This is a genomic window from Vibrio injensis (assembly GCF_001895205.1).
Taxonomy (GTDB): Bacteria; Pseudomonadota; Gammaproteobacteria; order Enterobacterales; family Vibrionaceae; genus Vibrio; species Vibrio injensis.
The window spans coordinates 485794-511703 of the sequence record NZ_BDJF01000006.1 but is presented as its reverse complement, the minus strand read 5'-3'; the positions used below and the strand labels follow the sequence as shown (position 1 = coordinate 511703).

The following is a 25910-nucleotide window of genomic DNA, read 5'->3' as shown; positions in this document are numbered from 1 at the left end:
CAAAAAAACTTCAATAGGCTGAGTGAAAGTTATGACTTAAAAACCTTTACAAAGTTCATCATTGTGTTGCGAATTTAATCTTCAATACTAAGCTAATTCTCCTGATGAATCGGTTTGGCAGCAAAAGGGTTAATTGACTTTACTGTGAATCACATCGGATGAACGTAGGATCGTTTTTGGTTCATTTTTTAATAACCCGGTTGCTCCTTGAGCATAATCTTTAGGCGGTTGTTCAACGAGTTCTTGTTTTGGCTCATTGTCTTTATGTTGAGCCATTTTTTTTATAAACGGATTATCTTGTTCTGGTAGGTTAGGTTGCAGGTCTGTCGCAGTTTTTGCCATATGTTGATAGAGCTTGGTATAGTCTTTACCAAGTGCATCGAGCATTTCTGCCGTTTGAGCAAAATGATCGGCCAATTCTTGGCGCTGTTGATCCATCGCAAATTTTGCGTTATCCAGCTCTTTTTGCAATGACTTTTGGTTTTTGTAGTTGTCAGCAGTCAAACGTGCAATAACGACTCCGACAACCATCCCTACTATTAGGCCTACTACGGCATAAATCCAAGGCATAACGACTCCTTATTGTTGTTATTTAACATGTTTTTTACGGGTTAGTTACACATGCTGTAGTGACATGTTACTATGAGAGCGAAATTCGATAAAGCAAAATGCATGTACGCCTGAAGGCAGTTTTTATTCTCTAGAGACACAGTAAACCATCATGACACCGAAACAGCGATACGAACAAGATTTAAAACGCTCAGGTTTTCAATACGATGCCGCGCAAGCTCTCGCCGTCGACGCGCTGGATCTGCTCTATCATCAGTTATGTGATTTTATTAATCAACCGGTGGTTCGACCTCAGCTTTGGAAAAAATGGTTGGGTATTAAATCACCGACGATGACCGTGCCTCAAGGGCTCTATTTTTGGGGTGGTGTTGGGCGAGGGAAAACCTATCTTATGGATACTTTCTTTGATGCCTTACCGACCGAAAAGAAAATGCGCGTTCATTTTCATCGTTTTATGTATCGTGTGCATGATGAATTAAAGCAATTGGGTGAAATCAGCGATCCTCTTGAAGCGGTGGCTGAAAAATTTAGCCAAGAAGCTGTGGTGATCTGCTTTGATGAATTTTTTGTCTCAGACATTACCGATGCGATGATCTTAGCCACTTTATTGCAAGGACTGTTCGCTCGCGGTGTGGTTTTGGTTGCAACCTCGAATATCCCACCAGAGGAGCTATACCGTAATGGCTTGCAGCGAGCTCGTTTTTTACCAGCTATCAAATTGATTGAGCAGCATTGCCATGTTCTGAACGTTGATAGCGGCGTTGATTATCGTTTACGTACACTAAAGCAAGCCGAAATTTATCATTTTCCCTTGGACGAGCAAGCACAGCGGAATCTCGATAAGTATTACACTCAGTTAGTCAGTAGCGATAAAGAGTGCCAGACGCAAATAGCCATCAATCATCGCCAATTAAACGTCATAAAAGCCAGTGATGGGGTATTGTATGCGACGTTTGCTCAACTGTGCCAAACGGCTCGTAGTCAAAATGATTATATCGAGTTGTCTCGTGTATATCACACCGTTTTACTTGCTGAGGTGATGCAGATGGGGCCTCTTGCGGACGATGCGGCGCGACGATTTATTGCTTTAGTGGATGAGTTTTATGAGCGCCATGTCAAACTGATTATTTCAGCGCAGGTGAAGTTAGAGGAGCTCTATGCTGGAGAGCGGTTAAGTTTTGAGTTTAAACGCTGTCAGTCAAGATTGATTGAAATGCAAAGCCATGAGTATCTGGCAAAAGCGCATTTGCCTTAATAAGCCTTTAGTAATTCCATCAATCTGGTTATTAATATATTGATTATTCTCGAAATGACCAATCGACAATACTTCACTGTAACTTAGGTGATTGGTTTTTTATTGGCTGATTTTCGAGATAGCATGATGATTAGCAGAGTTTTTTGTGATTTTAAGCAAAAAAAGGTGATTTTTTCCACTCTCTTCTCTATAATCCTGCAACCCACCGTTACTGCGGCCTTTTAGGCCAGAGTGCCATCCACTCGAAGGGGTGATGTCTGGGCTCTTAGACAGTGGGAGCAAATGCTCCTTTAAGTGTAAATTTTAATTAACGGGTTATTATTAGCATGAAAACTTTCGTTGCTAAACCAGAAACTGTAAAACGCGACTGGTACGTTGTAGACGCTGAAGGTAAAACTCTTGGCCGTCTTGCAAGTGAAATTGCATCTCGCCTACGTGGCAAACATAAAGCTGAATATACTCCACACGTTGACACTGGTGATTACATCATCGTTGTAAACGCGGAGAAAGTTACTGTAACTGGTAACAAAGCTAAAGGTAAAATCTACCACCGTCACACTGAGTTCCCTGGTGGACTTAAATCAATCAGCTTTGAAAAACTGATCGATCGTAAGCCAGAAATGGTTCTTGAACTAGCGGTTAAAGGTATGCTTCCACGTGGTCCTCTAGGCCGTGCTATGTACCGTAAGCTGAAAGTTTACGCTGGCGCTGAGCACAACCATGCTGCTCAACAACCAAAAGTACTAGACATCTAATTGGGGATTTCGGAAATGGCAGAGAATCAATACTACGGCACTGGCCGTCGCAAAAGCTCAGCTGCACGTGTTTTTATTAAACCAGGCAGCGGCAACATCGTAATCAACAAGCGCAGTCTTGATGAATACTTCGGTCGTCCAACTTCGCGCATGGTGGTTAAACAACCACTTGAGCTAGTTGAAATGACAGAGAAATTTGACCTATACATCACTGTTAAAGGTGGTGGTATTTCTGGTCAAGCTGGTGCTATCCGTCACGGTATCACTCGCGCTCTTATGGAGTACGATGAATCACTACGTCCTGCACTACGTGCTGCTGGCTACGTTACTCGCGACGCTCGTTGCGTTGAGCGTAAGAAAGTTGGTCTACGTAAAGCTCGTCGTAAACCTCAATTCTCTAAGCGTTAATCTTTTTCAAAGATTATCCTTCAGCTTCGGCTGGATTGTGGTTCAAAAAGCTCAGCATTTGCTGGGCTTTTTTGTGTCGGTAAGAACTGGCTGATTGGCGAGTTGAGTTGCGGTTAAGAAAGAACATTAGCGTGATGAGCACTAAATATGCTATTATGCCATGCTAATTTTTGATTATTCGAATCATCAATGGAGGCTAAGCCTCCATTGTTTTTATACTTGTAAGTGTGTGCTGGAGGGCTCCATGGCTGTAGCTGCCAATAAACGTTCTGTGATGACTCTATTTTCGAGTGCGTCTGATATGTATAGCCATCAGGTACGTATTGTGCTGGCTGAAAAAGGTGTCAGTGTTGAAGTTGAACTGGTTGATGAAGATAATCTGCCTGCTGAACTTATCGAACTGAATCCCTATAAGTCGGTCCCAACGCTGATTGATCGTGAGCTTGCGCTGTACGATTCAAAAATCATTATGGAATACCTAGATGAGCGTTTTCCTCATCCACCTTTGATGCCTGTTTATCCGGTCGCTCGTGGTAATAGTCGTTTAATGATCTATCGTATCGAAAGAAACTGGTATTCATTGGCGGATAAAGTGATTCGTGGTAATGCTAGTGAAGCGGAAGCGGCTCGTAATAAACTGCGTAATGACCTATTAACGCTCGCCCCTGTATTTGCCGAATACGAATACTTTATGAGCGAAGAATTCAGCTTAATTGACTGCTATCTCGCGCCATTACTATGGCGTTTACCAGTCTTAGGCATTGAATTAATTGGTCCAGGTTCAAAAGAATTAAAAGTCTACATGAATCGTGTATTTGAGCGTGATTCATTCTTAGCCTCTTTGACAGAAGCTGAGCGTGAGATGCGTTTGTCGCGTTAATCGGTGTGTTATGGATATTGAAAAAATGACACCTCGTCGACCTTTCATGCTTCGTGCGTTTTATGATTGGTTGCTAGACAATGAATTAACGCCACATTTAGTGGTGGATGCTACCTTGCAAGGGGTAAGGGTACCGATGGAGTTTGTCCAAGATGGACAGATCATTCTTAATGTCGCCCCTCGCGCGGTTGGTAATTTAGAGTTAGGTGATGATGAGGTAACGTTCAGTGCTCGTTTTGGCGGGCGTCCTCATTTAGTGATTGTTCCTCTTTATGCGGTTCAAGCCATTTATGCTCGTGAGAACGGTGCTGGCACCATGTTTGAACCTGAGCCTGCTTATCAGCAAAAGCTGACGGAGGTTGCAGAGAGCGTTGTAGCAGCTCAAGACAGTGGTGCTGATGAACAATCCACTGACACCGAACCATCAAAACCTCAAGGTAGACCAAGCCTTCGAGTGGTCAAATAAACCTTCGATGATGAAAGACAATAAAAAAAGCAGCGGTAACGCTGCTTTTTTTATTGATACGATGGCTTGATTAATTAAGTGTTAATCTGCGTATTCAAACGCTTTGATGACTTGCTTAACCCCTGATACGTGACGTGCAACATCAGTTGCTATTTCTGCATGTTCTTGAGTGACGTAACCGAGTAAAAACACTTCTCTATTTTCAGTGATTACTGAGACTTTCACGCCGCGCAGCTCTGACTTAGCCAACAAGGCTGATTTGACCTTGGTGGTGATCCAGCTGTCATTACTGACCTGGCCTACGGTTAACGGTGGCTGTATTTTCACTTGATTATGTAGGTGGTTCACTCCTTTTAATTGCTCGACTTGACCAATAAATTGCTCGAGCAGATCACTCGTTTGTGACTGGCCAATCAATACTACCGTACCTCGAAATGAGCTTGCCGTGATACGCATTTGACTGCGAAAAGGGGGCTTATTACTCAAGCCTGTAATTTCTAATTCAAGGTTTTTATCTTGCCATTGCTCAGTGGTTGAACGAGGGTCTGTTGCAATGTTAACCGTTGCAGCGGCTCCAGCCACTAGAAAACCAGCACAGCCAGAGAGCGGTAAGATAAACACTAGAGCAAGTAAAGGCAGTAAGTTGAACCGGATGTTTTTCATGAGTTACTCTTCGTGAGCTGGAAACAACACTTGGTCAATTAAGTCACATAAACAGTGTAAAGTGACCATGTGTACTTCGTGAATACGAGCAGTGCGATGGGAAGGAATGCGAATCTCAACATCATTTTCCCCAAGCAACCCCGCCATTTCTCCACCATCTTTACCGGTTAAGGCAATGATTGTCATGTCGCGTGTCACCGCTGCTTCCATCGCTTTGATGATGTTTTTACTATTACCACTGGTAGATATGGCCAGTAGTACATCTCCCGCTTGACCAAACGCTCGGACTTGCTTGGAGAAAATCTCTTGATAATGGTAGTCATTGGCGACGGCGGTCAATGTCGTATTGTCGGCGGTCAGTGCCATGGCTGGTAAGCTGGGACGCTCAGTCTCAAAACGATTCAGTAAACAAGAGACAAATTGCTGAGCATTAGCGGCAGATCCACCATTCCCACAACAAAGAATTTTCTGACCATTCAGTAGCGTGACAACCATTGCTTGCGCGGCGTGCATAATCGCATCTGGCAAGGCCTCGGCGGCGGCAATTTGAATTTGAATACTTTCGGTAAAGCTATCTTTAATGCTATCGAGCATTGATTGATTATCCTTGGGTTATTGCGTTCTTTATCCACTCAATGTGTTGACCATTGTCATGAATGGCTACGACATCGAAACGAAAATCGGTATTATCGACACTGAGTCCGTGCTTGAGCATCCACCAATTCGCGGCTTTGATCAAGCGTGTTTTTTTCTGTGAAGTGACCATTTCGGCAGCGTGGCCGTAAGATTGATTTTTACGATATTTTACTTCGACAAAGACTAAGCAAGCATTATCGCGCATCACCAGATCAATTTCTCCAGCACGAGTGGTAAAGTTTTTTTCGAGTAGTCGTAAAGAGTGGCGACCGAGGTAATCAGCCGCTACTTGTTCATAATGCTGTCCCGTATTTCGGCGACTAAAGAGCCCCATGCTCTGCCCAGCTAATTTCACGCAGTACGACGCAGTTGTCATCAATGCCGAGTACACCTGTTTGGCCTGAAATTGTGTATCCTTTGACCACTTTCATTTGTGGGAGTTCAAGCATCAGTTGATAGGCATCCATCCCGAGTGCTTGCAAGCGACGATCAGCATTGGACGTTCGTGGCCAAAGTTCAGCCGCTTGAGTGGCAACAGGGTTACCAGACTCTATCAACAGTGGAATATCGCTATAAGTGATCCCAGTGAGATCCTCAAATTGACGACCTCCGCTGTTGCTGTTTGAATTAGAAAATAGTTTAGGTGGACGCGTATCTGGGTTGATCGCTACTTCAATAAAAGGTTTGATCAACGTGAGGTCAGCAATACCTGCAGCAATATAAACGGCATCAATGTCGCGTCGACTACGTGGTTGGCTCTCTAAACCAATACCCAATAATGAGTTCATTTGGGTAATATTCTGTTGGCTTGCTTGAAGACCAAAAACGTTGTTGATATTGCGTTGTAACTGTCGTTTGTCACCAAATAGGTTCACCGCGACTTTATTGGTACTGTATTGACGCCACTCTTGATTGAAAGCTTCTACCACGCGATCACCATAGCTACCTTGTGGTGCTAAAATTAATGGGTATCGATAGCCTTGATTGAACAAATATTTCGCCGCTTGCGCGACCTCTTGCTCAGGAGAGAGAGTGAGATAACAAGTATTACTTGATTGCTCAATGTTGTCCGGAATATTCAGTGCTAAGGTTGGAATTGCTTGGCCGCGTTTTTTCTGAAAAGCTTGTAACTTTTCGATATCGCTTTTAATCAGCGGGCCAACGACAAAATCAACCTTTTTTTCTGCCAAAATTGCATCAACTTTTTCTAAGCTTTCCGTATTGGTATCCAAAATAGTGAGGGTCGCTTGTGGATCACGTTGAGGATCGTTCATCATTGCCATGATAAAACCGTCGCGAATTAACTCTGCTTGCTTGGCAAAACGACCACTGAGCGGTAGGAGTAAGGCGGTATGCGTTGGTTGCACGAGATCTAATGCTAAAATATCACTGATCGTTTGAGGTGTATAACGAGCCGCAGGGTGTGAAGCGTTCTCTTTCAACCATTTTTCTAAGGTATTTTTTAATTGTGGTAAATCGCTACCGAGCGTTTTGACATAGATAGCCAGTTGCAACCAACCATCGAGGATCTCTTCATCTGCTCCAGTGCTTAGTGTTGTAATGGTTGAGCTAGAGTAGCCATCAAAATTCTGCCAAATTTGTTGTGCGATGATTGATTGCTGGTCAGACGTCGAATGTTCATACAACCCAACGAGTTCCCGATTCGCGTCAAAGGCACGATCCAGCGCAAGCAAACTGTCCGCTCTCAGTTGATAGTACTTCTGCCATTGTAGTGGGTCTAAGCGCCAATCAGTAGGGAAACTGAGCCGCGATAAGACCGTTTGATATTGCTGTTGATTAAACGATAACTGGGCGCGAGCGAGTTGCCACTCTGCCTGCTGAGTCTCACTCAAAGTTTGTTTTGATATACGGCGAATCAATAATTCTGCCTGTGCGGAATCGTTGTCGGCCACAGCAGCTTTGAGTGCCATGATGAGCCAGTCATTTTGTAAGCTGCCTTGGCTGCTATCGGCGCGCATTAAATAGGTTTGGGCCGATAGTTGTGGTTTATCGGTGATCTGTACAGACGTTGGTACTGACGGTGTAGTTGAACAAGCCGCTAGCATGATTGCCAATGCAACGGGAGTGAGTAAGCGTGTTACACTGCATCTCTGATGGTTTTTCATAGCCATGGGTTCTTTCATTATTCCGTGTAAAATTGTCTCTATATTAATCGTTGAAGTGATGGTAAACAAATGACAGATAACAAAACCGTGTCCGCAGAGGGAGCAACCCTCTATATTGTCCCGACGCCAATTGGCAATCTAGGGGATATCACCCAACGCGCCCTTGATGTCCTTGCTCAGGTCGATATTATCGCCGCTGAAGATACACGTCACACAGGTAAACTGCTTGCTCACTTCAATATCCAAACTAAAACGTTCGCTTTGCATGATCACAATGAACAGCACAAAGCTCAAGCATTAGTTGATAAATTATTATCTGGCCAGTCGATAGCGCTCGTTTCGGACGCTGGTACACCGCTGATCAGTGATCCAGGTTACCACTTAGTCAATCAATGTCGTCAAGCGGGTGTTAAAGTTGTCCCTCTTCCTGGTGCTTGTGCGGTGATTACGGCACTGAGTGCTTCTGGTTTACCTTCGGATCGGTTTAGTTTTGAAGGTTTTTTGCCAGCCAAAAGTAAAGGGCGCAAAGATAAGTTTTTAGAAATAGCCAAAGTTGAGCGAACGTGTATTTTTTATGAATCTCCGCATCGAATCAATGAATCGCTGCAGGATATGTTGGAAATTTTAGGCCCAGATCGTCAAGTGGTATTGGCTCGTGAGCTCACCAAAACCTTTGAAACCATCCAAGGGTTGCCGCTTGGCGAGTTGATTGAGTGGATTAATCAAGATGAAAATCGCAAACGCGGAGAGATGGTCTTATTAATTCATGGTAGCAGAGAAGAATCGAATCAAGCGTTACCGGAAGAGGCATTAAGAAGTTTGAGCATTCTAAGTAAAGGGTTACCCTTAAAAAAAGCGGCAGCTTTAGCCGCAGAAATCTATAACGTGAAGAAAAATGCTCTGTATAAGTGGGGGCTTGAAAACTTAAGCTAATGCAGGCTTTTTGAGCGATTGTATCGAATTCTTGGCCGGTTCGAGATTGGTGCTAGACAGTCACGATGCTTATCTATAGAATCCGTGACCGGAGTTGACTGGGTAGCCGCTGCCTTATTGACGTCCCTTAACCTTGTGTTAGGGAGACTGATAAGGGGGAGGAAAGTCCGGGCTCCATAGAGCAGGGTGCCAGGTAATGCCTGGGGGGCGCAAGCCTACGACAAGTGCAACAGAGAGAAGACCGCCGATGGCCCTTTGGGGATCAGGTAAGGGTGAAAGGGTGCGGTAAGAGCGCACCGTGCGTCTGGCAACAGTTCGTAGCAAGGTAAACTCCACCCGGAGCAAGACCAAATAGGCTTCCACATAACGTTGCTCGCGTTAGGAGGCGGGTAGGTTGCTTGAGCCAGTGAGCGATTGCTGGCCTAGAGGAATGGCTACCGCCGCGCAAGCGGAACAGAACCCGGCTTATATGTCGACTCCACCTTTTCAGGCCCATCATAGCTTCGCGGTTATGATGGGTTTTTTGCTTTTTATTGACTTAGCTGATAGCAAAACCATTAAACTTAGCGCAATGTCACGTCCTGTCTATGCTTATGGGTAGCGGTCGAGTGTGAAAACGGTACACTAACGACGCATCAATCGCGCTTTGTTCAGCGAAACGAGAATATTATGACTGAATCTTTCCAACACGTATCAGTGCTGCTTCATGAATCCATCGATGGATTGGCGATCAAACCCGATGGTATTTATATCGATGGGACTTTTGGCCGCGGTGGTCATAGCCGTACGATATTAGCTCAATTAGGTCCAGAAGGGCGTTTATACAGTATTGATCGCGATCCTCAAGCCATTGCTGAGGCAAGTAAAATTGATGATCCACGGTTTACCATCATTCATGGCCCTTTTTCGGGCATTGCAGAGTATGCCCAGCGTTATGATTTGCAAGGTCAGGTTGATGGGGTGTTATTTGATTTAGGGGTGTCGTCACCGCAACTTGATGATGCTGAGCGTGGATTCAGTTTTATGAAAGATGGTCCGTTGGATATGCGCATGGACCCTAATTCAGGAGTCTCGGTTGCGCAGTGGCTATTAAGCGCAGAATTGGATGACATTACTTGGGTGATTCGTGAATTTGGCGAAGATAAACACGCAAGACGGATTGCTAAAGCGATCGTTGCTCATCGTGACAATCCAGACAACGAGCCACTGACTCGAACCAGTCAGTTAGCAAAGTTAATTTCGGAAGTGGCACCAAAAAGTTTTAAAGAAAAAAAACACCCTGCGACCCGGACTTTTCAAGCTTTTCGTATTTACATTAACAGTGAATTAGAAGAAATTGATATCGCTTTACAGGGAGCTGCGTCGATTTTAGCGCCGCAAGGACGTTTATCGGTGATCAGTTTCCATTCGTTAGAAGATCGTATGGTTAAGCGTTTTATTCGTAAAGAGAGTAAAGGCCCCGATGTGCCACATGGCTTACCACTGACGCAAGATCAAATTAAAGCCTTAGGCAGCGCAAAATTGAAAGCCGTGGGGAAAGCGATTAAGCCAAGCGATCACGAAGTGGCGCTCAATCCGCGTTCTCGTAGCTCAGTATTACGAATTGCAGAAAAGTTGTAATTATTCACTATGTCTGTCTCTAAGCCAAATCTTGCTAAATTGATTGTGATTGACCTGTTTACGGTCGGTCGATTACCCCTGTGTTTGTTATTAATGATTTTTGCTACTGCAATGGGCGTGGTGTTTACCACTCATCATACTCGTCAAGCGATTGCCGAAAAAAATGAGGCCATGCAGCAACGTGACTATCTGGATAATGAGTGGCGTAATTTAATTTTAGAAGAGACGGCGCTGTCTGAGCATAGTCGAGTGCAAGATGTTGCCAGTCGTGAATTAGAGATGAAGCGCCCAGATGCCGATAAAGAAGTAGTGATTAAGCTTAAATGAGTAAACAGCCGACCAAAAAAGCGCTAGCCGCTAGCTCACCGACTAAGTCAACGCCGCCCGTTTTGATCCACTGGCGTTTATATTTATTACTCTCCTTCGTGGTGCTGATTTTTGGCTTACTGATCGCTCGGCTTGCCTTTATTCAAGTGATTGAACCGGACAATTTGATCCGGCAAGGGGATCTACGCTCGATTCGTGCGCTGACTTTGCATTCCGCACGCGGGATTATTTCAGACCGAAATGGTGAGGCACTGGCGGTGAGCGTACCGGTCGAAGCCGTCTGGGCGGATCCGTTAGTGATTTTTAGAGAGGGTGGCTTTAACGAGCTTGAACGTTGGCACGCATTAGCCGATGTGTTGGGGCTAGATAGGCAAGCCATGCTGCAAAAAATTCAAGATAACAGTACGCGCCGTTTTGTTTACTTGCAGCGCCAAGTGAGTCCGGCAATGGCTAAGTACATTCGCGAGCTTAAACTGGTAGGGGTTGGTCTTAAATCAGAATCACGTCGTTACTATCCGGCAGGAGAAGTCAGTGCGCATCTGATCGGCGTGACCGGAATTGATGGTCATGGCTTGGAAGGGGTTGAACGTAGCTATGATAAATGGCTGACCGGTGAGGCTGGTAAAAGCATCATTCGCCGCGATCGGTATGGTCGAGTAGTTGAAAATATTGCTCTTGAACAGCGGGAAGAAGGCAAACCCCTGCAATTAACCATTGATCAGCGTTTGCAAGCTATTGCCTTTCGTGCGGTAAAACAAGCGATGGCCGATTATCGCGCCACTTCTGCTTCTGCGGTGATGCTTGATGTAAAAACCGGAGCGGTGCTAGCGATGGTGAATGCCCCTTCTTATAACCCTAATAATCGTAGCGATTGGCAAAGTTTTCAAATGCGCAATCGAGTGATCACGGATGCGTTTGAGCCAGGGTCAACCGTTAAACCGTTTGTCGTCCTTGCGGCGTTAGCCAATGGAACCGCCGATGAAAATACCATTATTGATACGGGTAATGGGATTATGCAAGTTGGTGGGAGCCGAGTGCGAGATGTTTCTCGGGTCGGAAAAGCCAGTTTGCAGGTAATTTTACAAAAGTCGAGTAATATCGGTGTGGCTAAATTAGCACTGGATATGCCTTTAGAAGATACCTTAGATATGTATCGTGCGGTTGGGCTTGGTGAAGTTTCTGGGCTCAATCTTGTCGGAGAAAGCAGTGGTATTTTCCCCAATCGCCGCCGCTGGTCTCCTTTTGAAATTGCCACATTAGCTTACGGTTATGGTTTATCGGTGACACCGATTCAATTAGCGCATGCTTATGCGACATTAGGTAATCTTGGTGTTTATCAACCGATTTATTTAATTGATAGTAATCGTCAAGACTTATCTCAGCGAGTCGTCGAAGAAAAATACGCCAGACAAGTATTAGAGATGCTGGAAACCGTTACTCAGCCGGGCGGTACGGCGGTACGTTCTGCGGTTCCGGGATATCGGATTGCGGCTAAATCGGGGACATCACGTAAAGCCGTCGCTGGAGGATACAGTGATGAGTACTTTGCCTATACCGCCGGTGTGGCTCCGGTCAGTAACCCTCGTATTGCTCTGGTGGTCATGGTTAATGAGCCGCAAGGGGATACTTACTATGGTGGTGCTGTTGCTGGTCCAGTGTTTGCTGAAATTATCAAAGGGGCGTTACAGATCTTAAATGTCGCACCTGATGAGAATCGTTTTCAACGCTAATGTTTATTCAAATCAAAATGAAAATGTGAAATCGACATGAAGATAACCCTAGGTTTACCCACATTGCTTGCACCATGGATGAAGATTGATGATCCGCAACTCAATTCGTTAACCATTCAGCACTTGCAGCTCGATAGTCGGAAAATACAACCAGGCGATACGTTTGTGGCGGTTGCCGGACATGCTGTTGATGGGCGACAGTTCATCATCGATGCATTGGCTTGTGGTGCTAATCTCGTATTAGCTCAGGCCGATGAACAGCATCCTCATGGTACGATGAGCGATATTGATGGTAAACCGATCATCTATTTAGCCTCGTTGGATAAGCATTTATCGGCATTAGCGGGTCGTTTTTATGCTGGTCATGAAAACCGAGTGATCGCCGTAACCGGAACTAATGGTAAGACGACCATCAGTCAATTAATCACTCAATGGCTGGAACTGTTGGGGGAGCGTGCCGCCGTAATGGGCACCACAGGTAATGGGTTTTTAAATCAATTACAGCCAGCGATGAATACCACTGGCAATGCATTGGAAGTACAAGCCACGTTACGTCAATTGGCGGATAAAGGGGCTCAATATACCGCCATGGAAGTTTCTTCTCATGGTTTGGTTCAAGGACGAGTCAAAGCTCTCCCCTTTATCGCAGGGGTTTTTTCAAATCTAAGTCGCGACCATCTTGATTACCACGGTACGATGCAAGAGTACGCTAAAGCTAAGCAATCCCTATTTACGGAACATCATTGTCAGCAAGCGATCTTGAATGTTGATGATCCGGTCGGTGCGCAATGGGCGACGGAACAATGGCCCGGATTAGTTGGGGTTTCATTATATCAACAGCCGAGGACAGAGCGTTGCTTATGGGCGACGTCGGTCAGCTATTCCGAGCAAGGTATTCACTTAGCCTTTGATGGCAGTTGGGGGGACGGCAACTTACACGCCCCCTTAATCGGTGAGTTTAACGCCAGTAATCTGCTACTTTCGTTGGCAACGTTATTAAGTTTAGGATTTAGTAAGCAAGCTTTGCTGGATACTGCGCCGCAGTTAACGCCAGTTTTAGGACGGATGGAGCTATTCAGCGCACCGGGTAAAGCGAAAGTGGTTGTTGATTATGCGCATACCCCTGATGCGCTAGAGAAAGCTCTTTGTGCTTTGCGTGTACATTGCTTGGGGAAATTGTGGGTGATTTTCGGTTGTGGTGGTGATCGTGATACCGGTAAGCGGCCTATGATGGCGGCGATCGCTGAGCAATTTGCCGATAACATTATTTTTACCGACGATAATCCGCGCAGTGAGTCTGTGCACGCTATCGTACAGGATATGCTCGCAGGATTAAGCCATGCTCAAGCGCACATTGAGCATAATCGTTATCAGGCCCTACAGTATGCTCTGACCCATGCCAATGCCGATGATATTATTTTGTTAGCGGGCAAAGGGCATGAGGATTACCAAGTACTGGCCGATCAAACCGTTCATTATTCGGACAGAGAGTCAGCTCAACAACTTTTAGGGTTAACCGTATGATCAGTACTCAATTATCGACGATCAGCCACGTAGTACAAGGTCAATTACTGGGCGCGGATAGCATTATTTCGTCTGTTTCAACCGACACGCGTCGGATTGAGCCTGAAGGGCTTTTCGTTGCCTTAGTCGGTGAACGTTTTGATGCTCATCAGTTTGCGCAGCAAGCGATAGATGCTGGCGCTAAAGCATTAATGGTTGAACGCGCTCTCGATGTTGATGTTGCGCAAATTATCGTCAGCAATACCAAACAAGCGTTAGGTCAACTGGGGTGTTGGGTTCATCAACAGTGCCAAACGCCAACCATTGCGATTACCGGAAGCTGTGGAAAAACCACGGTCAAAGAAATGGTTGCTAGTATTTTAAGTGCTAAAGGTCAGGTGTTGTATACCGCTGGCAATTTCAATAATGATATTGGTGTACCACTTACCTTACTTCGCTCGAGCCAAGAAGATGATTTTGCGGTGATTGAATTGGGTGCCAATCATATTGGTGAGATTGCTTATACAACCCAGTTAGTTAAGCCCGATGTCGCGCTAGTTAATAATGTCGCTGCGGCTCACTTGGAAGGTTTTGGTTCGATCGATGGCGTGAAACAAGCCAAAGGAGAGATTTATCAAGGTCTCGCATCGGGAAAAACGGCACTGGTTAACTTGGATAGTCATGGTGGCGAGCTATGGAGTAAAGTATTGGCTGATAAACAAGTCAAAACCTTTTCCGTTAACCAGCAGAACGCTGACTTTTTTGCCTCGCAAATAGCGTTAAATCAAGCGGGAGAAGCCAGTTTCATCTTACATACACCACAAGGTGAACAACCCGTAACATTAGGAATAATAGGCCAGCATAATGTCAGTAACGCACTCGCTGCTAGCGCATTAGCAATCGAAATGGGCGCGAGCTTAGAAAACGTGGCCGCTGGTCTTGCTCAGTTATCTGCTGTGAAAGGTCGAGTTGACGTTAGCCAGTTAACTCCGATGATTCGTCTTATTGATGACAGCTATAACGCAAGTGTTCCGGCGATGAAAGCTGCCATTGAACTGCTGGCTTCTTTCTCTGGTTGTCGTTGGTTAATTTTAGGTAATATGGCGGAATTAGGCACAGAAAGTCTTGCACTTCACCAACAAGTCGGTGAACATGCTGCCCCATTCCAATTTGACTATGTCTTGACGTACGGAGAGGATGCGCGAGTGATTAGCCAACGGTGTCACGGACAGCACTTTTTAACACATCAAGACATGCTGATATTTATTGCGCAGCAACTCGAAGTTCGCGCCTCTCAACCTCATGTGTTGTTAGTGAAAGGGGCGAACAGTTCAGGTATGAGTAAGATTGTTGCTGCACTTAAGGAGAAATTCTCATGATTATTTGGCTTGCGGAGTTACTCCAGCCCTACTTTTCATTCTTTCGTTTGTTTGAATATTTATCCTTTCGGGCCATCGTGAGTATTTTGACCGCATTGAGTTTATCTCTCTGGATGGGCCCAAGATTAATTAAGCGTCTTCAAATGCTGCAAATCGGTCAAGTGGTTCGTAATGATGGTCCTGAGTCGCATTTTAGCAAACGTGGTACGCCAACCATGGGCGGGGTGATGATTTTGGCTTCTATCATCATCACGGTATTACTGTGGGCAAACTTGAGTAACCCTTATGTGTGGGCAGTTTTAGCTGTTCTTTTTGGCTATGGCGTGATTGGTTTTATTGATGATTATCGTAAAGTCGTACGTAAAAATAGTGATGGTTTAATTGCGCGTTGGAAGTATTTTTGGCAATCGGTTATTGCTCTCGTGGTCGCTTTTGCTCTTTATGCCCATGGTCAAGACACGGCTGCTACTCAGTTAGTCGTGCCCTTTTTCAAAGATGTGATGCCGCAGCTTGGTCTGTTGTATATAGCTTTAACTTACTTTGTGATCGTTGGTACCAGTAACGCGGTAAATTTAACGGATGGGCTAGATGGATTAGCGATAATGCCGACCATTTTAGTCGCAGCGGCTTTTGCGGTGATTGCTTGGGCAACGGGTAACGTTAATTTTGCTAACTATCTGCATATCCCCCATATTCCTTATACCTCAGAGCTGGTTGTCGTTTGTACGGCTATCGTTGGCGCAGGTCTTGGCTTTTTATGGTTTAACACTTATCCAGCGCAAGTTTTTATGGGCGATGTCGGTTCATTAGCTTTGGGTGGGGCGCTCGGTATTATCGCGGTTTTGGTCAGACAAGAGCTGCTATTGGTAATTATGGGCGGGGTATTTGTGATGGAAACTATCTCGGTTATCTTGCAGGTCGGCTCCTACAAATTGCGTGGTCAGCGTATTTTTAGAATGGCACCCATTCATCACCATTATGAGTTAAAAGGCTGGCCAGAGCCGCGAGTGATTGTGCGTTTCTGGATTATCTCTATTGTGCTAGTTTTGATTGGTCTAGCGACCTTAAAAGTACGCTAATCCGTAGAGGCAGAGTCATGAACCGTTGGCAAGATATTCAGCAAGTTGTGGTGGTTGGGCTAGGCATTACTGGGCTTTCAGTGGTCAACTATTTACGTCGCTATCATCCTGAGCTTCGGATTCGGGTTATTGATACTCGGCTCACTCCTCCTGGTCAAGAGTCTTTGGATCAGCACGTAGCTTTGCACTGTGGTGGCTGGAATATGGACTGGCTACTTGATGCCGATTTGATCGTCACCAATCCAGGCATTGCATTAGCGACGCCTGAAATACAGCAAGCGCTTGCTGCTGGCATTCCGGTGGTGGGTGATATTGAGTTATTTGCTTGGCATGTTGATAAGCCTGTGATTGCCATTACCGGCTCGAACGGTAAGAGTACGGTCACCGACTTAACTGGAGTAATGGCGAAAGCGGCGGGCGTGAAAACGGCGGTGGGAGGCAATATTGGTGTGCCCGCGCTCGATCTATTAGCGGAAGCGGCTGATCTCTATGTTTTAGAGTTATCGAGCTTTCAGTTGGAAACGACTCATCATTTATCGATAGCCGCGGCGGCATTTTTAAATTTGTCCGAAGATCATATGGATCGCTACTCTGGAATGGCGGAGTATCGCCAAGCCAAGCTACGTATTTTTAACCATGCTAAAACCGCGGTGATTAATGCTGATGATCGACAAACGTTACCGGATGATTTTTCAGGGCCAATACTCAGCGTTGGTTTAAACGGCGCTGCCGATTACTCGCTACAGATACATCAGGGTGAGGAATATTTATCGGTCAAAGGAACGCCAGTGCTGGCAGTTTCGCAATTGAGCCTTGTCGGACGGCATAATATCGCCAATGCATTAACGGTTCTCGCACTTTTAGACGCCCTAAATATAGAGTATACCCACGCATTAGAGGCGTTAAAGTCTTACACTGGATTGACACACCGTTGCCAACTGGTTGTAGAGTATGATGGCATTCGCTGGGTCAATGATTCCAAGGCGACTAATTTGGCCAGTACCTTGGCCGCCTTATCTGGTCTTGTGATAGACGGTGATCTTTATTTGCTGGTTGGTGGTGTCGGAAAAGGTGCGGATTTTACGCCTTTGAAGCCTGTTTTAGCCACTTTACCGGTTAAATTATGCTGTTTCGGCATTGATGGGCAACAATTTATGCCATTACACCCTTCAGCACAGTACTACCCAAGTTTACCTGCGATCATTGAAGAGATTCATCCACAATTAAAAGCTGGGGATATGGTATTACTCTCTCCCGCTTGTGCTAGCTTTGATCAGTTTAACAACTTTATGGCTAGGGGAGACGCTTTTGCAGCGCTAGCTAAACACTACGCCTACACGAAAAGGTAATATTTCTGTGTCTATCTCAAGCACACTGCACGCTTTCGTTTATTGGCTAAAAACACCGTCACCGAAAGCGCTGTTTGATCGGCAGCTAGTTTGGCTTGCGTTAGGATTGATGTTGATTGGCCTTGTCATGGTGACGTCGGCCTCTTTTCCGATCAGCTCTCGTTTAACCGATCAACCTTTTCATTTTATGTTTCGGCATGGCATTTTTTTGCTTTTGGCTCTAGGCACATCGGCGATTATTTTGCAGATCCCCGTTGAACGCTGGATGCGTTATAGCTCGGTGTTTCTTGCCCTCGCATTTGTGCTGCTGATTGTGGTGTTGGTCGCGGGTAAATCGGTCAATGGGGCCTCACGTTGGATCCCACTTGGCTTGTTTAATCTCCAGCCTGCAGAGGTGGCTAAGCTAGCGCTATTCATTTTTATGTCTAGCTATTTGGTTCGTAAACAAGATGAAGTGCGCGCCACTTTTTTTGGTGGCTTCATGAAACCGATCATGGTTTTTGCAGCGTTAGCGGTGCTGCTGCTGTTGCAACCAGATTTAGGCACAGTGATTGTTATGCTGGTCACATTATTTGGCATGCTGTTTATTGCTGGCGCTAAATTATCTCAATTTTTGGCATTGGTCGTCGCAGGCGTGTTAGTCGTCGTTGGTTTGATTGCGGCAGAGCCTTATCGTATTCGTCGTGTTACCTCGTTTCTCGACCCGTGGGAAGATCCTTTTGGCAGTGGCTATCAGCTCACTCAGTCTTTAATGGCGTTTGGTCGTGGTGAATGGTGGGGCCAAGGTCTGGGTAACTCGATTCAAAAATTAGAATACTTACCAGAAGCGCACACCGACTTTGTTTTTGCGGTAATGGGTGAAGAGTTAGGATTTATTGGCGTTAGTTTAGTCCTGGTGTTGATTTTCAGTTTGGTACTTAAGGCGATGTTGATTGGTCGAAAAGCCTTTGAACATGATCAGCAATTTGGTGGTTATTTAGCGTTTGGGATTGGTATTTGGTTTGCTTTTCAAACTTTGGTTAACGTGGGCGCAGCTTCAGGTATGGTGCCTACCAAAGGGTTAACGCTACCACTGATCAGTTACGGCGGTTCAAGCTTGATTGTTATGTCCGTCGCGGTATCGATTTTATTAAGAATTGATCACGAATGTCGTTTACAAGATAGAAGAAAAGATAGACATCATGAAGAAAAATAAACGTTTAATGGTCATGGCTGGTGGCACAGGGGGACACGTTTTCCCCGGCTTGGCAGTGGCAAAGCAGCTCCAACAACAAGGTTGGGAGATTCGTTGGTTAGGCACTGCTGATCGCATGGAAGCCGAATTAGTACCTAAACACGGTATTGAGATTGATTTTATTCGTGTCAAAGGATTGCGCGGTCAAGGTGTATTGCGTTTACTAAAAGCACCGTGGCAAATCTTAAATGCTATTTGCCAAGCGCGACGTCATTTGCAAGCGTGGCAGCCAGATGCGGTATTGGGAATGGGAGGCTACGTAAGTGGACCCGGAGGTATCGCTGCTTGGTTGCAGGGTATTCCGGTGATTCTCCATGAACAAAATGCCGTGGCAGGTTTAACCAATCAATGGCTAGCGAAAATTGCCACTAAGGTATTTCAAGCTTTTCCCGGTGCGTTCAGTGATGCATCAGTGGTGGGTAACCCGGTGCGGATGGACGTCACTCAAATCGCTGAACCAACAGAGCGCTTAGCCGCGCGACAAGGACCCATTCGAATTCTGGTCATGGGCGGAAGTCAAGGTGCACAGGTCTTAAATCAAACCCTGCCAGAGGTCATGGCAATCTTGGGTGACGGTTACCACATACGTCATCAAGCGGGTAAACGTCATCATATTGAAGTTGAGCAAGCTTATGCGGATTTAGGTTGCACTCAGTTTGAAGTAACAGAATTCATTGACGATGTCGCGGATGCCTATCAATGGGCTGATTTAATCGTTTGTCGTTCAGGGGCGTTAACCGTTTCCGAAGTGTCAGCTGCGGGCGTCGCTGCTATTTTTATTCCTTTTATGCATAAAGATCGTCAGCAAGCGCTCAATGCGGATCATCTTGTTTCAAGTGGGGCGGCGTTAATGATTGAACAACAGGAACTGACCAGCGAACGATTGGCGAATACTATTGCTAATCTCGATCGTCCACAACTGTTAACAATGGCTCAACAAGCCAGACAAGCGGCCAAGCTGAATGCGGATAAAGTGGTTGCCGAGGCGATTATCGCCATCACTGCAGATAAACATGAGAAATGATCAATGACAATTAAACATACTCAAGACTTGGCGCAAATTCGTGCCCTTGTTCCAGAAATGCGCCGAGTAAAGTGTATTCATTTTATTGGCATTGGCGGTGCGGGAATGAGTGGTATAGCGGAAGTACTACTTAATGAAGGCTATCACATTACCGGTTCTGATTTATCGAGTAACACAGTGACTGAGCGTTTAGTCAATAAAGGAGCGACGATTTATCTTGGTCATCAAGCACAACATGTATCGCAAGCGAGTGTGGTTGTTGTGTCAACGGCGATTAATGAGCAAAACCCTGAAATCATTGCCGCTCGTGAAAAACGAATTCCTGTCGTACGCCGCGCAGAAATGCTCGCTGAATTAATGCGTTTTCGACATGGTATTGCGGTAGCTGGAACGCATGGTAAAACGACTACAACGGCTTTAGTTACACAAATTTATTCAGAAGCGGGTCTGGACCCGACTTTTGTCAACGGTGGATTGGTAAAAAGTGCAGGAACTAATGCACGCTTGGGGTCGAGCCGGATATTAATTGCTGAAGCGGATGAAAGTGATGCTTCGTTTTTACATCTGCAACCCATGGTGACGATTGTTACCAATATTGAAGCTGACCATATGGATACCTATGGCGGTGATTTTGAAACCCTTAAGCAAACTTTTATTGATTTCTTACATAATCTGCCTTTCTATGGTCAAGCGGTATTATGTATTGACGATCCGGTAGTCAGAGAGCTTATTCCTCGTATCAGTCGCCATGTCATTACTTATGGATTTTCCGAAGATGCCGATGTACGTATCGCCGACTATCATCAACAAGGCCAACAAGGTCACTTTACTGTACTGCGTAAAGATAGGGCTGATTTGGCGATCACTTTAAATATTCCCGGTCGACATAATGCGTTGAATGCGGCTGCCGCGATCGCCGTTGCCAGTGAGGATGATATTGACGATGATGCCATTTTACGTGCGATGGCGAGTACTCAAGGTACTGGGCGTCGTTTTGACCACTTAGGTGAGTTTGCCACCGGTCATGGTCATGTTATGCTAGTCGATGATTATGGCCATCATCCAACGGAAGTTGATGTCACCATTAAGGCTGCTCGTAATGGTTGGGCAGAAAAACGTTTAGTGATGATTTTCCAACCTCATCGTTACACCCGTACGCGTGATTTGTACGATGACTTTGCTCATGTGCTTGAGCAGGTTGATGTTCTACTGATGTTGGATGTCTATTCTGCAGGAGAGAAGCCGATCGCTGGAGCTGACGGACGCTCATTGTGCCGAACGATTCGCCGTCGTGGAAAAATAGATCCGATCTTTATTCCAGATAGTGCAGCATTACCTGCAGTTTTAGCCAATATTCTGCAAGATGGTGACTTAGTTTTGACGCAAGGAGCCGGCGATATTGGTAAAATAGCCAAACAACTTGCCGCATTAAAATTAGATATTGAGCAAATGCAACAATATCTATAAGTTGCATAACTGAGCACTTATGACAAATAAATGACCATTAAGCAGCGATTTCTTTACTTGAGTATTTGATAGTTTTCATCTGCTCAGTATAATTCGAAGGTTAATGTCAGTGCTTTTACCTCTATTGAGCAACGATATAGGGAATCACATTGCTAGTCGACATCAGGATCATCGGACTTTGATTAACCATGTGTTAACCGAAAGTCGCCGCTTATCCACTTCATCTCAAGTAAAACAGCATACCGCATCTGGGTGCTTCTTCTTGATGGTGCTGTTGTTGATAGGCGCTTTGTTGTACTCAACGATCAGTTGGATGTGGGATGAACATCGTCTGCCCCTTTCCCAGTTAGTCTTGCAGGGCGATTTACATTATGTCTCGACGCTCGACGTTCAGCGCGCTTTTGCGGAGCTAGAGCATATTGGCACGTTTATGTCGCAAGATATTGATGTTTTACAGAGCCGGGCACAGGCGATTCCTTGGGTTGCTCATGCTTCTATTCGCAAACAATGGCCAGATACTATTAAGGTGTTTTTAACCGAACATCAAGTGGCAGCGATTTGGAATGGTAATGCATTGCTTAACGATAAAGGCAAGGTTTTTAATGGCGATATCGCCGCGGTGAAACAAGAGTATGTTAAATTGTATGGACCCGATGACAGTGGTCCTCAAGTACTCGCGGTTTGGCGGCAATACAATCCGCAGTTTCAAGCGCTAGGATTAAATATTTCTTCCCTGCTATTGAATGAGCGCCGAGCTTGGCAAATTATTTTGGATAACGGTATCCGCTTAGAATTAGGCAAAGAGTCATTAGATGAACGTATTGCACGTTTTTTCCTACTTTATAAGCGATTAGGCCAAGATGCTGAGCGAGTTAGTTATATCGATCTCAGATACGATACAGGTGCCGCAGTAGGTTGGTTCTCAGAGCAAGAGTGACAAAGAGAGTTTAAATGACGAAATCGGCCAATGATAGCCTTGTAGTTGGATTAGATATTGGTACCGCAACGGTGTCCGCGTTGGTCGGTGAGATCCTGCCTGACGGTCAAATTAATATTATCGGTGCGGGAAGTAGTCCATCAAGAGGCATGGATAAAGGCGGTGTTAACGATCTGGAATCCGTTGTTAAATCGGTACAGCGCGCCGTCGATCAAGCAGAATTAATGGCAGAATGCCAAATAAGTCACGTTTTTCTATCTATATCTGGCCGGCATATTGCAAGCCGTATAGAAAAAGGTATGGGAACCATCTCTGATGAGGAGGTCTCTCAGGATGATATGGATAGAGCTATCCATACTGCCAAATCGATTAAAATTGGCGAGGAGCAACGGATTTTACATGTTATTCCTCAAGAATTTACCATTGATTATCAAGAAGGGATTAAAAATCCATTAGGATTATCAGGGGTTCGCATGGAAGTTAGCGTCCACCTGATTACTTGTCACAATGATATGGCTCGAAACATCATTAAAGCCGTTGAACGTTGTGGGTTGAAAGTTGAACAGCTAGTGTATTCAGGATTAGCCGCTAGTCATGCAGTGATCACCGAAGATGAGCGTGAACTTGGAGTCTGTGTGATAGATATTGGTGCGGGCACTATGGATATCGCTATCTGGACTGGCGGAGCATTACGACATACAGAAGTGCTCTCTTATGCTGGTAATGCAGTGACGAGTGACATTGCGTTTGCTTTTGGTACACCAGTGAGCGATGCTGAAGAGATCAAAGTTAAATATGGATGTGCACTGAGTGAACTGGTGAGTAAGGATGATACGGTTAACGTTCCGAGTGTTGGTGGACGTCCCTCACGAAGTTTACAAAGACAAACCTTGTCGGAAGTGATAGAGCCTCGCTACACTGAGTTAATGGGGTTAGTGAATCAGATCATCGACACGGTTCAAGATAAGCTGCGTAAAGATGGTATTAAACATCATCTCGCAGCTGGTGTGGTACTGACTGGTGGTGCTGCGCAAATTGAAGGATTAGTCGACTGTGCAGAGCGAGTATTCCGCAATCAAGTTAGGGTGGGGAAACCGCTCGAAGTGAGTGGTTTAACCGATTATGTAAAAGAGCCGTATCATTCTACGGCGGTGGGTTTACTTCATTACGCAAGGGATAGCCAAATAAATGATGACACTGACTATCAAGAGCCTAAGCGCCAATCAGTTTCGAGTTTATTTAGCCGCTTGCGTAATTGGATACAAAAAGAGTTTTAACCTGATAAGCAGGAAAAACGGAGATAACACATGTTTGAACCGATGATGGAAATGTCTGACGATGCGGTAATCAAAGTCGTTGGAGTAGGTGGTGGTGGCGGTAACGCTGTAGAACACATGGTGCGTGAGTCCATCGAAGGCGTGGAATTCATCAGTATCAATACAGATGCGCAAGCACTTCGTAAAAGTAATGTTAGTACGGTTATCCAAATCGGTGGTGACATTACTAAAGGACTTGGCGCAGGCGCTAACCCACAGGTTGGTCGTGATGCTGCTCTCGAAGATCGAGAAAGAATTAAAGAAATTCTCTCTGGTGCCGATATGGTATTTGTCGCCGCTGGTATGGGTGGTGGTACTGGAACTGGTGCCGCTCCGGTGATTGCAGAAGTGGCTAAAGAGCTTGGCATCCTAACGGTTGCTGTCGTAACTAAGCCATTTAGCTTCGAAGGCAAAAAGCGCCTCGCGTTTGCAGAACAAGGTATTGAAGAACTATCGAAACACGTTGATTCTTTAATCACTATTCCTAACGAGAAGCTGCTCAAAGTATTGGGTCGTGGTATTACTCTACTTGAAGCCTTTGCCAGCGCGAACGACGTACTTAAAAATGCCGTACAAGGCATCGCTGAACTGATTACTCGTCCCGGCATGATTAACGTCGACTTTGCTGATGTAAGAACAGTAATGTCTGAAATGGGTCATGCGATGATGGGCAGCGGTGTAGCTAGAGGTGAAGATAGAGCAGAAGAGGCGGCAGAAATGGCCATCTCAAGTCCGCTTCTAGAAGACATCGATCTAGCAGGAGCTCGTGGCGTATTAGTTAATATTACGGCTGGCTTGGATATGCGTCTTGATGAGTTTGAAACGGTGGGTAACACGGTTAAAGCGTTTGCATCAGACAATGCCACCGTCGTGATTGGTACTTCACTTGATCCAGACATGGCCGATGAAATTCGTGTAACGGTAGTGGCAACGGGTATTGGTAACGAGAGAAAACCGGATATCACACTAGTTGCTGGTGGTAGCAAACCGAAAACCGCCGCCATTGCTCAACCACAGAACGTTGCTTCGGCAACTAAAGTGGAAGATAGAATGGCACAACCTTTGCAGGAAAAAGTAGAAGTGAAAACTCCGTCAGCACCAACGACGAGTAGTGCTTCTTCTGCCAGTCAAAGTACGGCACCTAAGCCAGAGAAAGAGAGCGGTTACTTGGATATTCCGGCTTTTTTACGTCGTCAGGCTGATTAAAATAGCGCCACAATTTGACACCGTTCAAAATTTTGGTAAGATGTCGGTCGGTTTTTTATCGGTCGAGCTTTGTGGCATCGAAATAGAGGCAAGTAGATGATCAGACAACGTACTCTGAAAGAAATAGTGAAAACAACTGGAGTGGGCCTTCACTCTGGTCGTAAAGTCACGCTTACTCTTCGCCCAGCTGCTGCAAACACGGGTATTATTTATCGTCGTACTGATGTTAACCCACCTGTTGACTTCCCTGCTGATCCAGCATCAGTACGAGATACTATGCTGTGTACGGCATTAGTTAACGATGATGGTATCCGTATCTCAACTGTTGAGCATCTCAATGCGGCTTTGGCTGGCATGGGGATCGACAATGTTATTGTTGAAGTAGATGCTCCGGAAATTCCTATTATGGACGGCAGTGCCAGCCCATTTGTGTACTTATTACAACAGGCCGGTATAGAAAAACTGAATGCACCTAAGCGTTTCATTCGTATCAAGAAACCAATACGATTCCAAGATGAAGACAAATGGGCGGAGTTACGCCCTCATAATGGCTTTAAAATGGATTTCGAGATAGAGTTTAATCATCCGGCGATTGATGGTGATGAGCAGCATCTGGTGTTTGATTTCTCTTCGCAAGGCTTTGTGAAAGAAATCTCTCGCGCCCGAACGTTTGGTTTTATGCGTGATATAGAGTATTTACAGTCGCAAAACCTTTGCCTTGGCGGTAGTTTCGATTGTGCTATCGTACTCGATGATTATCGCATTTTGAACGAGGAAGGTTTGCGTTTTGCTAATGAATTTGTCACTCACAAAGTATTGGATGCCATTGGTGACCTTTACATGTGTGGTCATGCCATTGTCGGCGAATTCAGAGCTTACAAATCAGGACATGGTTTGAATAACCAGCTACTTCGTGCGCTATTAGCTGACCAAGAAGCGTGGGAATGGGCTACATTCGAAGAAGAAGCAGGAGCTCCTGTTGCTTTTGCAGAGCCGAATATGGTTATTGCATAAATAAAGAATAAATAAAAAAGCCAGACTCAGTCT

Annotated in this window: 25 protein-coding genes and 1 other RNA gene; 21 read left to right on the top strand and 5 right to left on the bottom strand. The window is 45.3% G+C overall.

All coding sequences use genetic code 11. The features are described 5' to 3' along the window. Window positions 1-129: 129 nt before the first annotated feature. Window positions 130-570 carry a Z-ring associated protein ZapG gene (gene zapG / locus BSR11_RS02365; protein WP_072668889.1) on the bottom strand — a complete coding sequence of 147 codons (441 nt, stop codon included), beginning with the start codon at window positions 568-570 and terminating at the stop codon, window positions 130-132. A gap of 151 nt (window positions 571-721) precedes the next feature. Between zapG and zapE the strand changes: the two genes are divergently transcribed. The 5 genes from zapE to sspB all read left to right on the top strand — a co-directional run bounded on the left by zapE (window position 722) and on the right by sspB (window position 4334). Continuing rightward, window positions 722-1825: a cell division protein ZapE gene (gene zapE, locus BSR11_RS02360; RefSeq protein WP_072668888.1), complete on the top strand. Its 1104-nt coding sequence runs from the start codon at window positions 722-724 to the stop codon at window positions 1823-1825. A gap of 326 nt (window positions 1826-2151) precedes the next feature. Further along, complete coding sequence (rplM, locus tag BSR11_RS02355) at window positions 2152-2580, top strand: 50S ribosomal protein L13 (protein WP_004395969.1); 429 nt, start codon at window positions 2152-2154, stop codon at window positions 2578-2580. Window positions 2581-2595: 15 nt separating this feature from the next. Then, window positions 2596-2988 carry a 30S ribosomal protein S9 gene (gene rpsI / locus BSR11_RS02350; protein WP_004395968.1) on the top strand — a complete coding sequence of 131 codons (393 nt, stop codon included), beginning with the start codon at window positions 2596-2598 and terminating at the stop codon, window positions 2986-2988. A 244-nt stretch (window positions 2989-3232) separates the two neighbouring features. Next, entirely contained in the window at window positions 3233-3868 is a 636-nt protein-coding gene (sspA, locus tag BSR11_RS02345) for a stringent starvation protein SspA (protein WP_004395965.1), read from the top strand. A gap of 10 nt (window positions 3869-3878) precedes the next feature. Continuing rightward, complete coding sequence (gene sspB, locus BSR11_RS02340; protein ID WP_072668887.1) at window positions 3879-4334, top strand: ClpXP protease specificity-enhancing factor; 456 nt, start codon at window positions 3879-3881, stop codon at window positions 4332-4334. An 81-nt stretch (window positions 4335-4415) separates the two neighbouring features. Here sspB and BSR11_RS02335 read toward each other — a convergent pair whose 3' ends face one another. From BSR11_RS02335 to BSR11_RS02320, 4 genes are read right to left on the bottom strand one after another with little or no spacing between them, the layout of a single operon-like run. Further along, entirely contained in the window at window positions 4416-4997 is a 582-nt protein-coding gene (locus BSR11_RS02335; RefSeq protein ID WP_072668886.1) for a BON domain-containing protein, read from the bottom strand. Between the two features lie 3 nt (window positions 4998-5000). Further along, entirely contained in the window at window positions 5001-5591 is a 591-nt protein-coding gene (locus tag BSR11_RS02330) for a phosphoheptose isomerase (RefSeq protein WP_004395962.1), read from the bottom strand. A gap of 7 nt (window positions 5592-5598) precedes the next feature. Then, window positions 5599-5967, bottom strand: coding sequence for a YraN family protein (locus BSR11_RS02325; RefSeq protein ID WP_072668885.1), 369 nt, complete (start codon window positions 5965-5967; stop codon window positions 5599-5601). Beyond that, entirely contained in the window at window positions 5954-7759 is a 1806-nt protein-coding gene (locus BSR11_RS02320; RefSeq protein WP_072668965.1) for a penicillin-binding protein activator, read from the bottom strand. The genes BSR11_RS02325 and BSR11_RS02320 overlap by 14 nt, the downstream gene beginning before the upstream one ends. 69 nt (window positions 7760-7828) lie before the next feature. On the opposite strand from BSR11_RS02320, the gene rsmI reads away from it, so the two are divergent. The 16 genes from rsmI (at window position 7829) to lpxC (ending at window position 25877) form a co-directional block, all read left to right on the top strand. Beyond that, window positions 7829-8692 (top strand): 16S rRNA (cytidine(1402)-2'-O)-methyltransferase, encoded by an 864-nt coding sequence (gene rsmI / locus BSR11_RS02315; RefSeq protein WP_072668884.1) that lies wholly within the window; start codon window positions 7829-7831, stop codon window positions 8690-8692. Between the two features lie 90 nt (window positions 8693-8782). Further along, window positions 8783-9176: RNase P RNA component class A (rnpB, locus tag BSR11_RS02310), an RNA gene on the top strand. Between the two features lie 185 nt (window positions 9177-9361). After that, window positions 9362-10312 (top strand): 16S rRNA (cytosine(1402)-N(4))-methyltransferase RsmH, encoded by a 951-nt coding sequence (gene rsmH / locus BSR11_RS02305; RefSeq protein WP_072668883.1) that lies wholly within the window; start codon window positions 9362-9364, stop codon window positions 10310-10312. A 9-nt stretch (window positions 10313-10321) separates the two neighbouring features. Beyond that, the gene (gene ftsL / locus BSR11_RS02300) at window positions 10322-10639 is read left to right on the top strand and encodes a cell division protein FtsL (RefSeq protein WP_072668882.1); all 318 of its coding nucleotides are present in this window, start codon (window positions 10322-10324) and stop codon (window positions 10637-10639) included. Beyond that, a complete protein-coding gene (locus BSR11_RS02295; protein WP_004395955.1) occupies window positions 10636-12369 on the top strand; it encodes a peptidoglycan glycosyltransferase FtsI in 1734 nt (577 codons plus the stop codon). Before ftsL ends, BSR11_RS02295 begins: the two co-directional genes overlap by 4 nt. A gap of 36 nt (window positions 12370-12405) precedes the next feature. Next, the gene (gene murE, locus BSR11_RS02290; RefSeq protein WP_072668881.1) at window positions 12406-13893 is read left to right on the top strand and encodes a UDP-N-acetylmuramoyl-L-alanyl-D-glutamate--2,6-diaminopimelate ligase; all 1488 of its coding nucleotides are present in this window, start codon (window positions 12406-12408) and stop codon (window positions 13891-13893) included. After that, on the top strand, window positions 13890-15251 hold the full coding sequence (locus BSR11_RS02285) for a UDP-N-acetylmuramoyl-tripeptide--D-alanyl-D-alanine ligase (protein ID WP_072668880.1): 1362 nt from the start codon (window positions 13890-13892) through the stop codon (window positions 15249-15251). Before murE ends, BSR11_RS02285 begins: the two co-directional genes overlap by 4 nt. Then, the gene (gene mraY, locus BSR11_RS02280; RefSeq protein WP_072668879.1) at window positions 15248-16330 is read left to right on the top strand and encodes a phospho-N-acetylmuramoyl-pentapeptide-transferase; all 1083 of its coding nucleotides are present in this window, start codon (window positions 15248-15250) and stop codon (window positions 16328-16330) included. The genes BSR11_RS02285 and mraY overlap by 4 nt, the downstream gene beginning before the upstream one ends. Window positions 16331-16347: 17 nt before the next feature. Then, entirely contained in the window at window positions 16348-17679 is a 1332-nt protein-coding gene (murD, locus tag BSR11_RS02275; protein ID WP_072668878.1) for a UDP-N-acetylmuramoyl-L-alanine--D-glutamate ligase, read from the top strand. Between the two features lie 7 nt (window positions 17680-17686). After that, on the top strand, window positions 17687-18874 hold the full coding sequence (gene ftsW / locus BSR11_RS02270; RefSeq protein ID WP_072668877.1) for a cell division protein FtsW: 1188 nt from the start codon (window positions 17687-17689) through the stop codon (window positions 18872-18874). Continuing rightward, window positions 18861-19937 carry an undecaprenyldiphospho-muramoylpentapeptide beta-N-acetylglucosaminyltransferase gene (gene murG, locus BSR11_RS02265; RefSeq protein ID WP_072668876.1) on the top strand — a complete coding sequence of 359 codons (1077 nt, stop codon included), beginning with the start codon at window positions 18861-18863 and terminating at the stop codon, window positions 19935-19937. Before ftsW ends, murG begins: the two co-directional genes overlap by 14 nt. 3 nt (window positions 19938-19940) lie before the next feature. Then, window positions 19941-21404: a UDP-N-acetylmuramate--L-alanine ligase gene (gene murC, locus BSR11_RS02260; RefSeq protein ID WP_072668875.1), complete on the top strand. Its 1464-nt coding sequence runs from the start codon at window positions 19941-19943 to the stop codon at window positions 21402-21404. A 178-nt stretch (window positions 21405-21582) separates the two neighbouring features. Beyond that, on the top strand, window positions 21583-22341 hold the full coding sequence (locus BSR11_RS02255) for a cell division protein FtsQ/DivIB (protein ID WP_072668874.1): 759 nt from the start codon (window positions 21583-21585) through the stop codon (window positions 22339-22341). A 14-nt stretch (window positions 22342-22355) separates the two neighbouring features. Continuing rightward, a complete protein-coding gene (gene ftsA, locus BSR11_RS02250) occupies window positions 22356-23618 on the top strand; it encodes a cell division protein FtsA (protein WP_072668873.1) in 1263 nt (420 codons plus the stop codon). A gap of 30 nt (window positions 23619-23648) precedes the next feature. Continuing rightward, a complete protein-coding gene (gene ftsZ / locus BSR11_RS02245; protein ID WP_072668872.1) occupies window positions 23649-24863 on the top strand; it encodes a cell division protein FtsZ in 1215 nt (404 codons plus the stop codon). A gap of 96 nt (window positions 24864-24959) precedes the next feature. Further along, window positions 24960-25877, top strand: coding sequence for a UDP-3-O-acyl-N-acetylglucosamine deacetylase (gene lpxC / locus BSR11_RS02240; RefSeq protein ID WP_072668871.1), 918 nt, complete (start codon window positions 24960-24962; stop codon window positions 25875-25877). Window positions 25878-25910: the final 33 nt, after the last annotated feature.

Coding starts and splice junctions, on each gene's coding strand:
- rpsI (WP_004395968.1), top strand. CDS start 2,596: ATGGCAGAGAATCAATACTACGGCACTGGCCGTCGCAAAAGCTCAGCT.
- zapG (WP_072668889.1), bottom strand. CDS start 570: ATGCCTTGGATTTATGCCGTAGTAGGCCTAATAGTAGGGATGGTTGTC.
- murC (WP_072668875.1), top strand. CDS start 19,941: ATGACAATTAAACATACTCAAGACTTGGCGCAAATTCGTGCCCTTGTT.
- murG (WP_072668876.1), top strand. CDS start 18,861: ATGAAGAAAAATAAACGTTTAATGGTCATGGCTGGTGGCACAGGGGGA.
- mraY (WP_072668879.1), top strand. CDS start 15,248: ATGATTATTTGGCTTGCGGAGTTACTCCAGCCCTACTTTTCATTCTTT.
- BSR11_RS02335 (WP_072668886.1), bottom strand. CDS start 4,997: ATGAAAAACATCCGGTTCAACTTACTGCCTTTACTTGCTCTAGTGTTT.
- BSR11_RS02295 (WP_004395955.1), top strand. CDS start 10,636: ATGAGTAAACAGCCGACCAAAAAAGCGCTAGCCGCTAGCTCACCGACT.
- ftsZ (WP_072668872.1), top strand. CDS start 23,649: ATGTTTGAACCGATGATGGAAATGTCTGACGATGCGGTAATCAAAGTC.
- sspA (WP_004395965.1), top strand. CDS start 3,233: ATGGCTGTAGCTGCCAATAAACGTTCTGTGATGACTCTATTTTCGAGT.
- ftsL (WP_072668882.1), top strand. CDS start 10,322: ATGTCTGTCTCTAAGCCAAATCTTGCTAAATTGATTGTGATTGACCTG.
- lpxC (WP_072668871.1), top strand. CDS start 24,960: ATGATCAGACAACGTACTCTGAAAGAAATAGTGAAAACAACTGGAGTG.
- BSR11_RS02285 (WP_072668880.1), top strand. CDS start 13,890: ATGATCAGTACTCAATTATCGACGATCAGCCACGTAGTACAAGGTCAA.
- zapE (WP_072668888.1), top strand. CDS start 722: ATGACACCGAAACAGCGATACGAACAAGATTTAAAACGCTCAGGTTTT.
- sspB (WP_072668887.1), top strand. CDS start 3,879: ATGGATATTGAAAAAATGACACCTCGTCGACCTTTCATGCTTCGTGCG.
- murE (WP_072668881.1), top strand. CDS start 12,406: ATGAAGATAACCCTAGGTTTACCCACATTGCTTGCACCATGGATGAAG.
- BSR11_RS02320 (WP_072668965.1), bottom strand. CDS start 7,759: ATGAAAAACCATCAGAGATGCAGTGTAACACGCTTACTCACTCCCGTT.
- BSR11_RS02330 (WP_004395962.1), bottom strand. CDS start 5,591: ATGCTCGATAGCATTAAAGATAGCTTTACCGAAAGTATTCAAATTCAA.
- rsmH (WP_072668883.1), top strand. CDS start 9,362: ATGACTGAATCTTTCCAACACGTATCAGTGCTGCTTCATGAATCCATC.
- rsmI (WP_072668884.1), top strand. CDS start 7,829: ATGACAGATAACAAAACCGTGTCCGCAGAGGGAGCAACCCTCTATATT.
- ftsA (WP_072668873.1), top strand. CDS start 22,356: ATGACGAAATCGGCCAATGATAGCCTTGTAGTTGGATTAGATATTGGT.
- murD (WP_072668878.1), top strand. CDS start 16,348: ATGAACCGTTGGCAAGATATTCAGCAAGTTGTGGTGGTTGGGCTAGGC.
- BSR11_RS02325 (WP_072668885.1), bottom strand. CDS start 5,967: ATGGGGCTCTTTAGTCGCCGAAATACGGGACAGCATTATGAACAAGTA.
- rplM (WP_004395969.1), top strand. CDS start 2,152: ATGAAAACTTTCGTTGCTAAACCAGAAACTGTAAAACGCGACTGGTAC.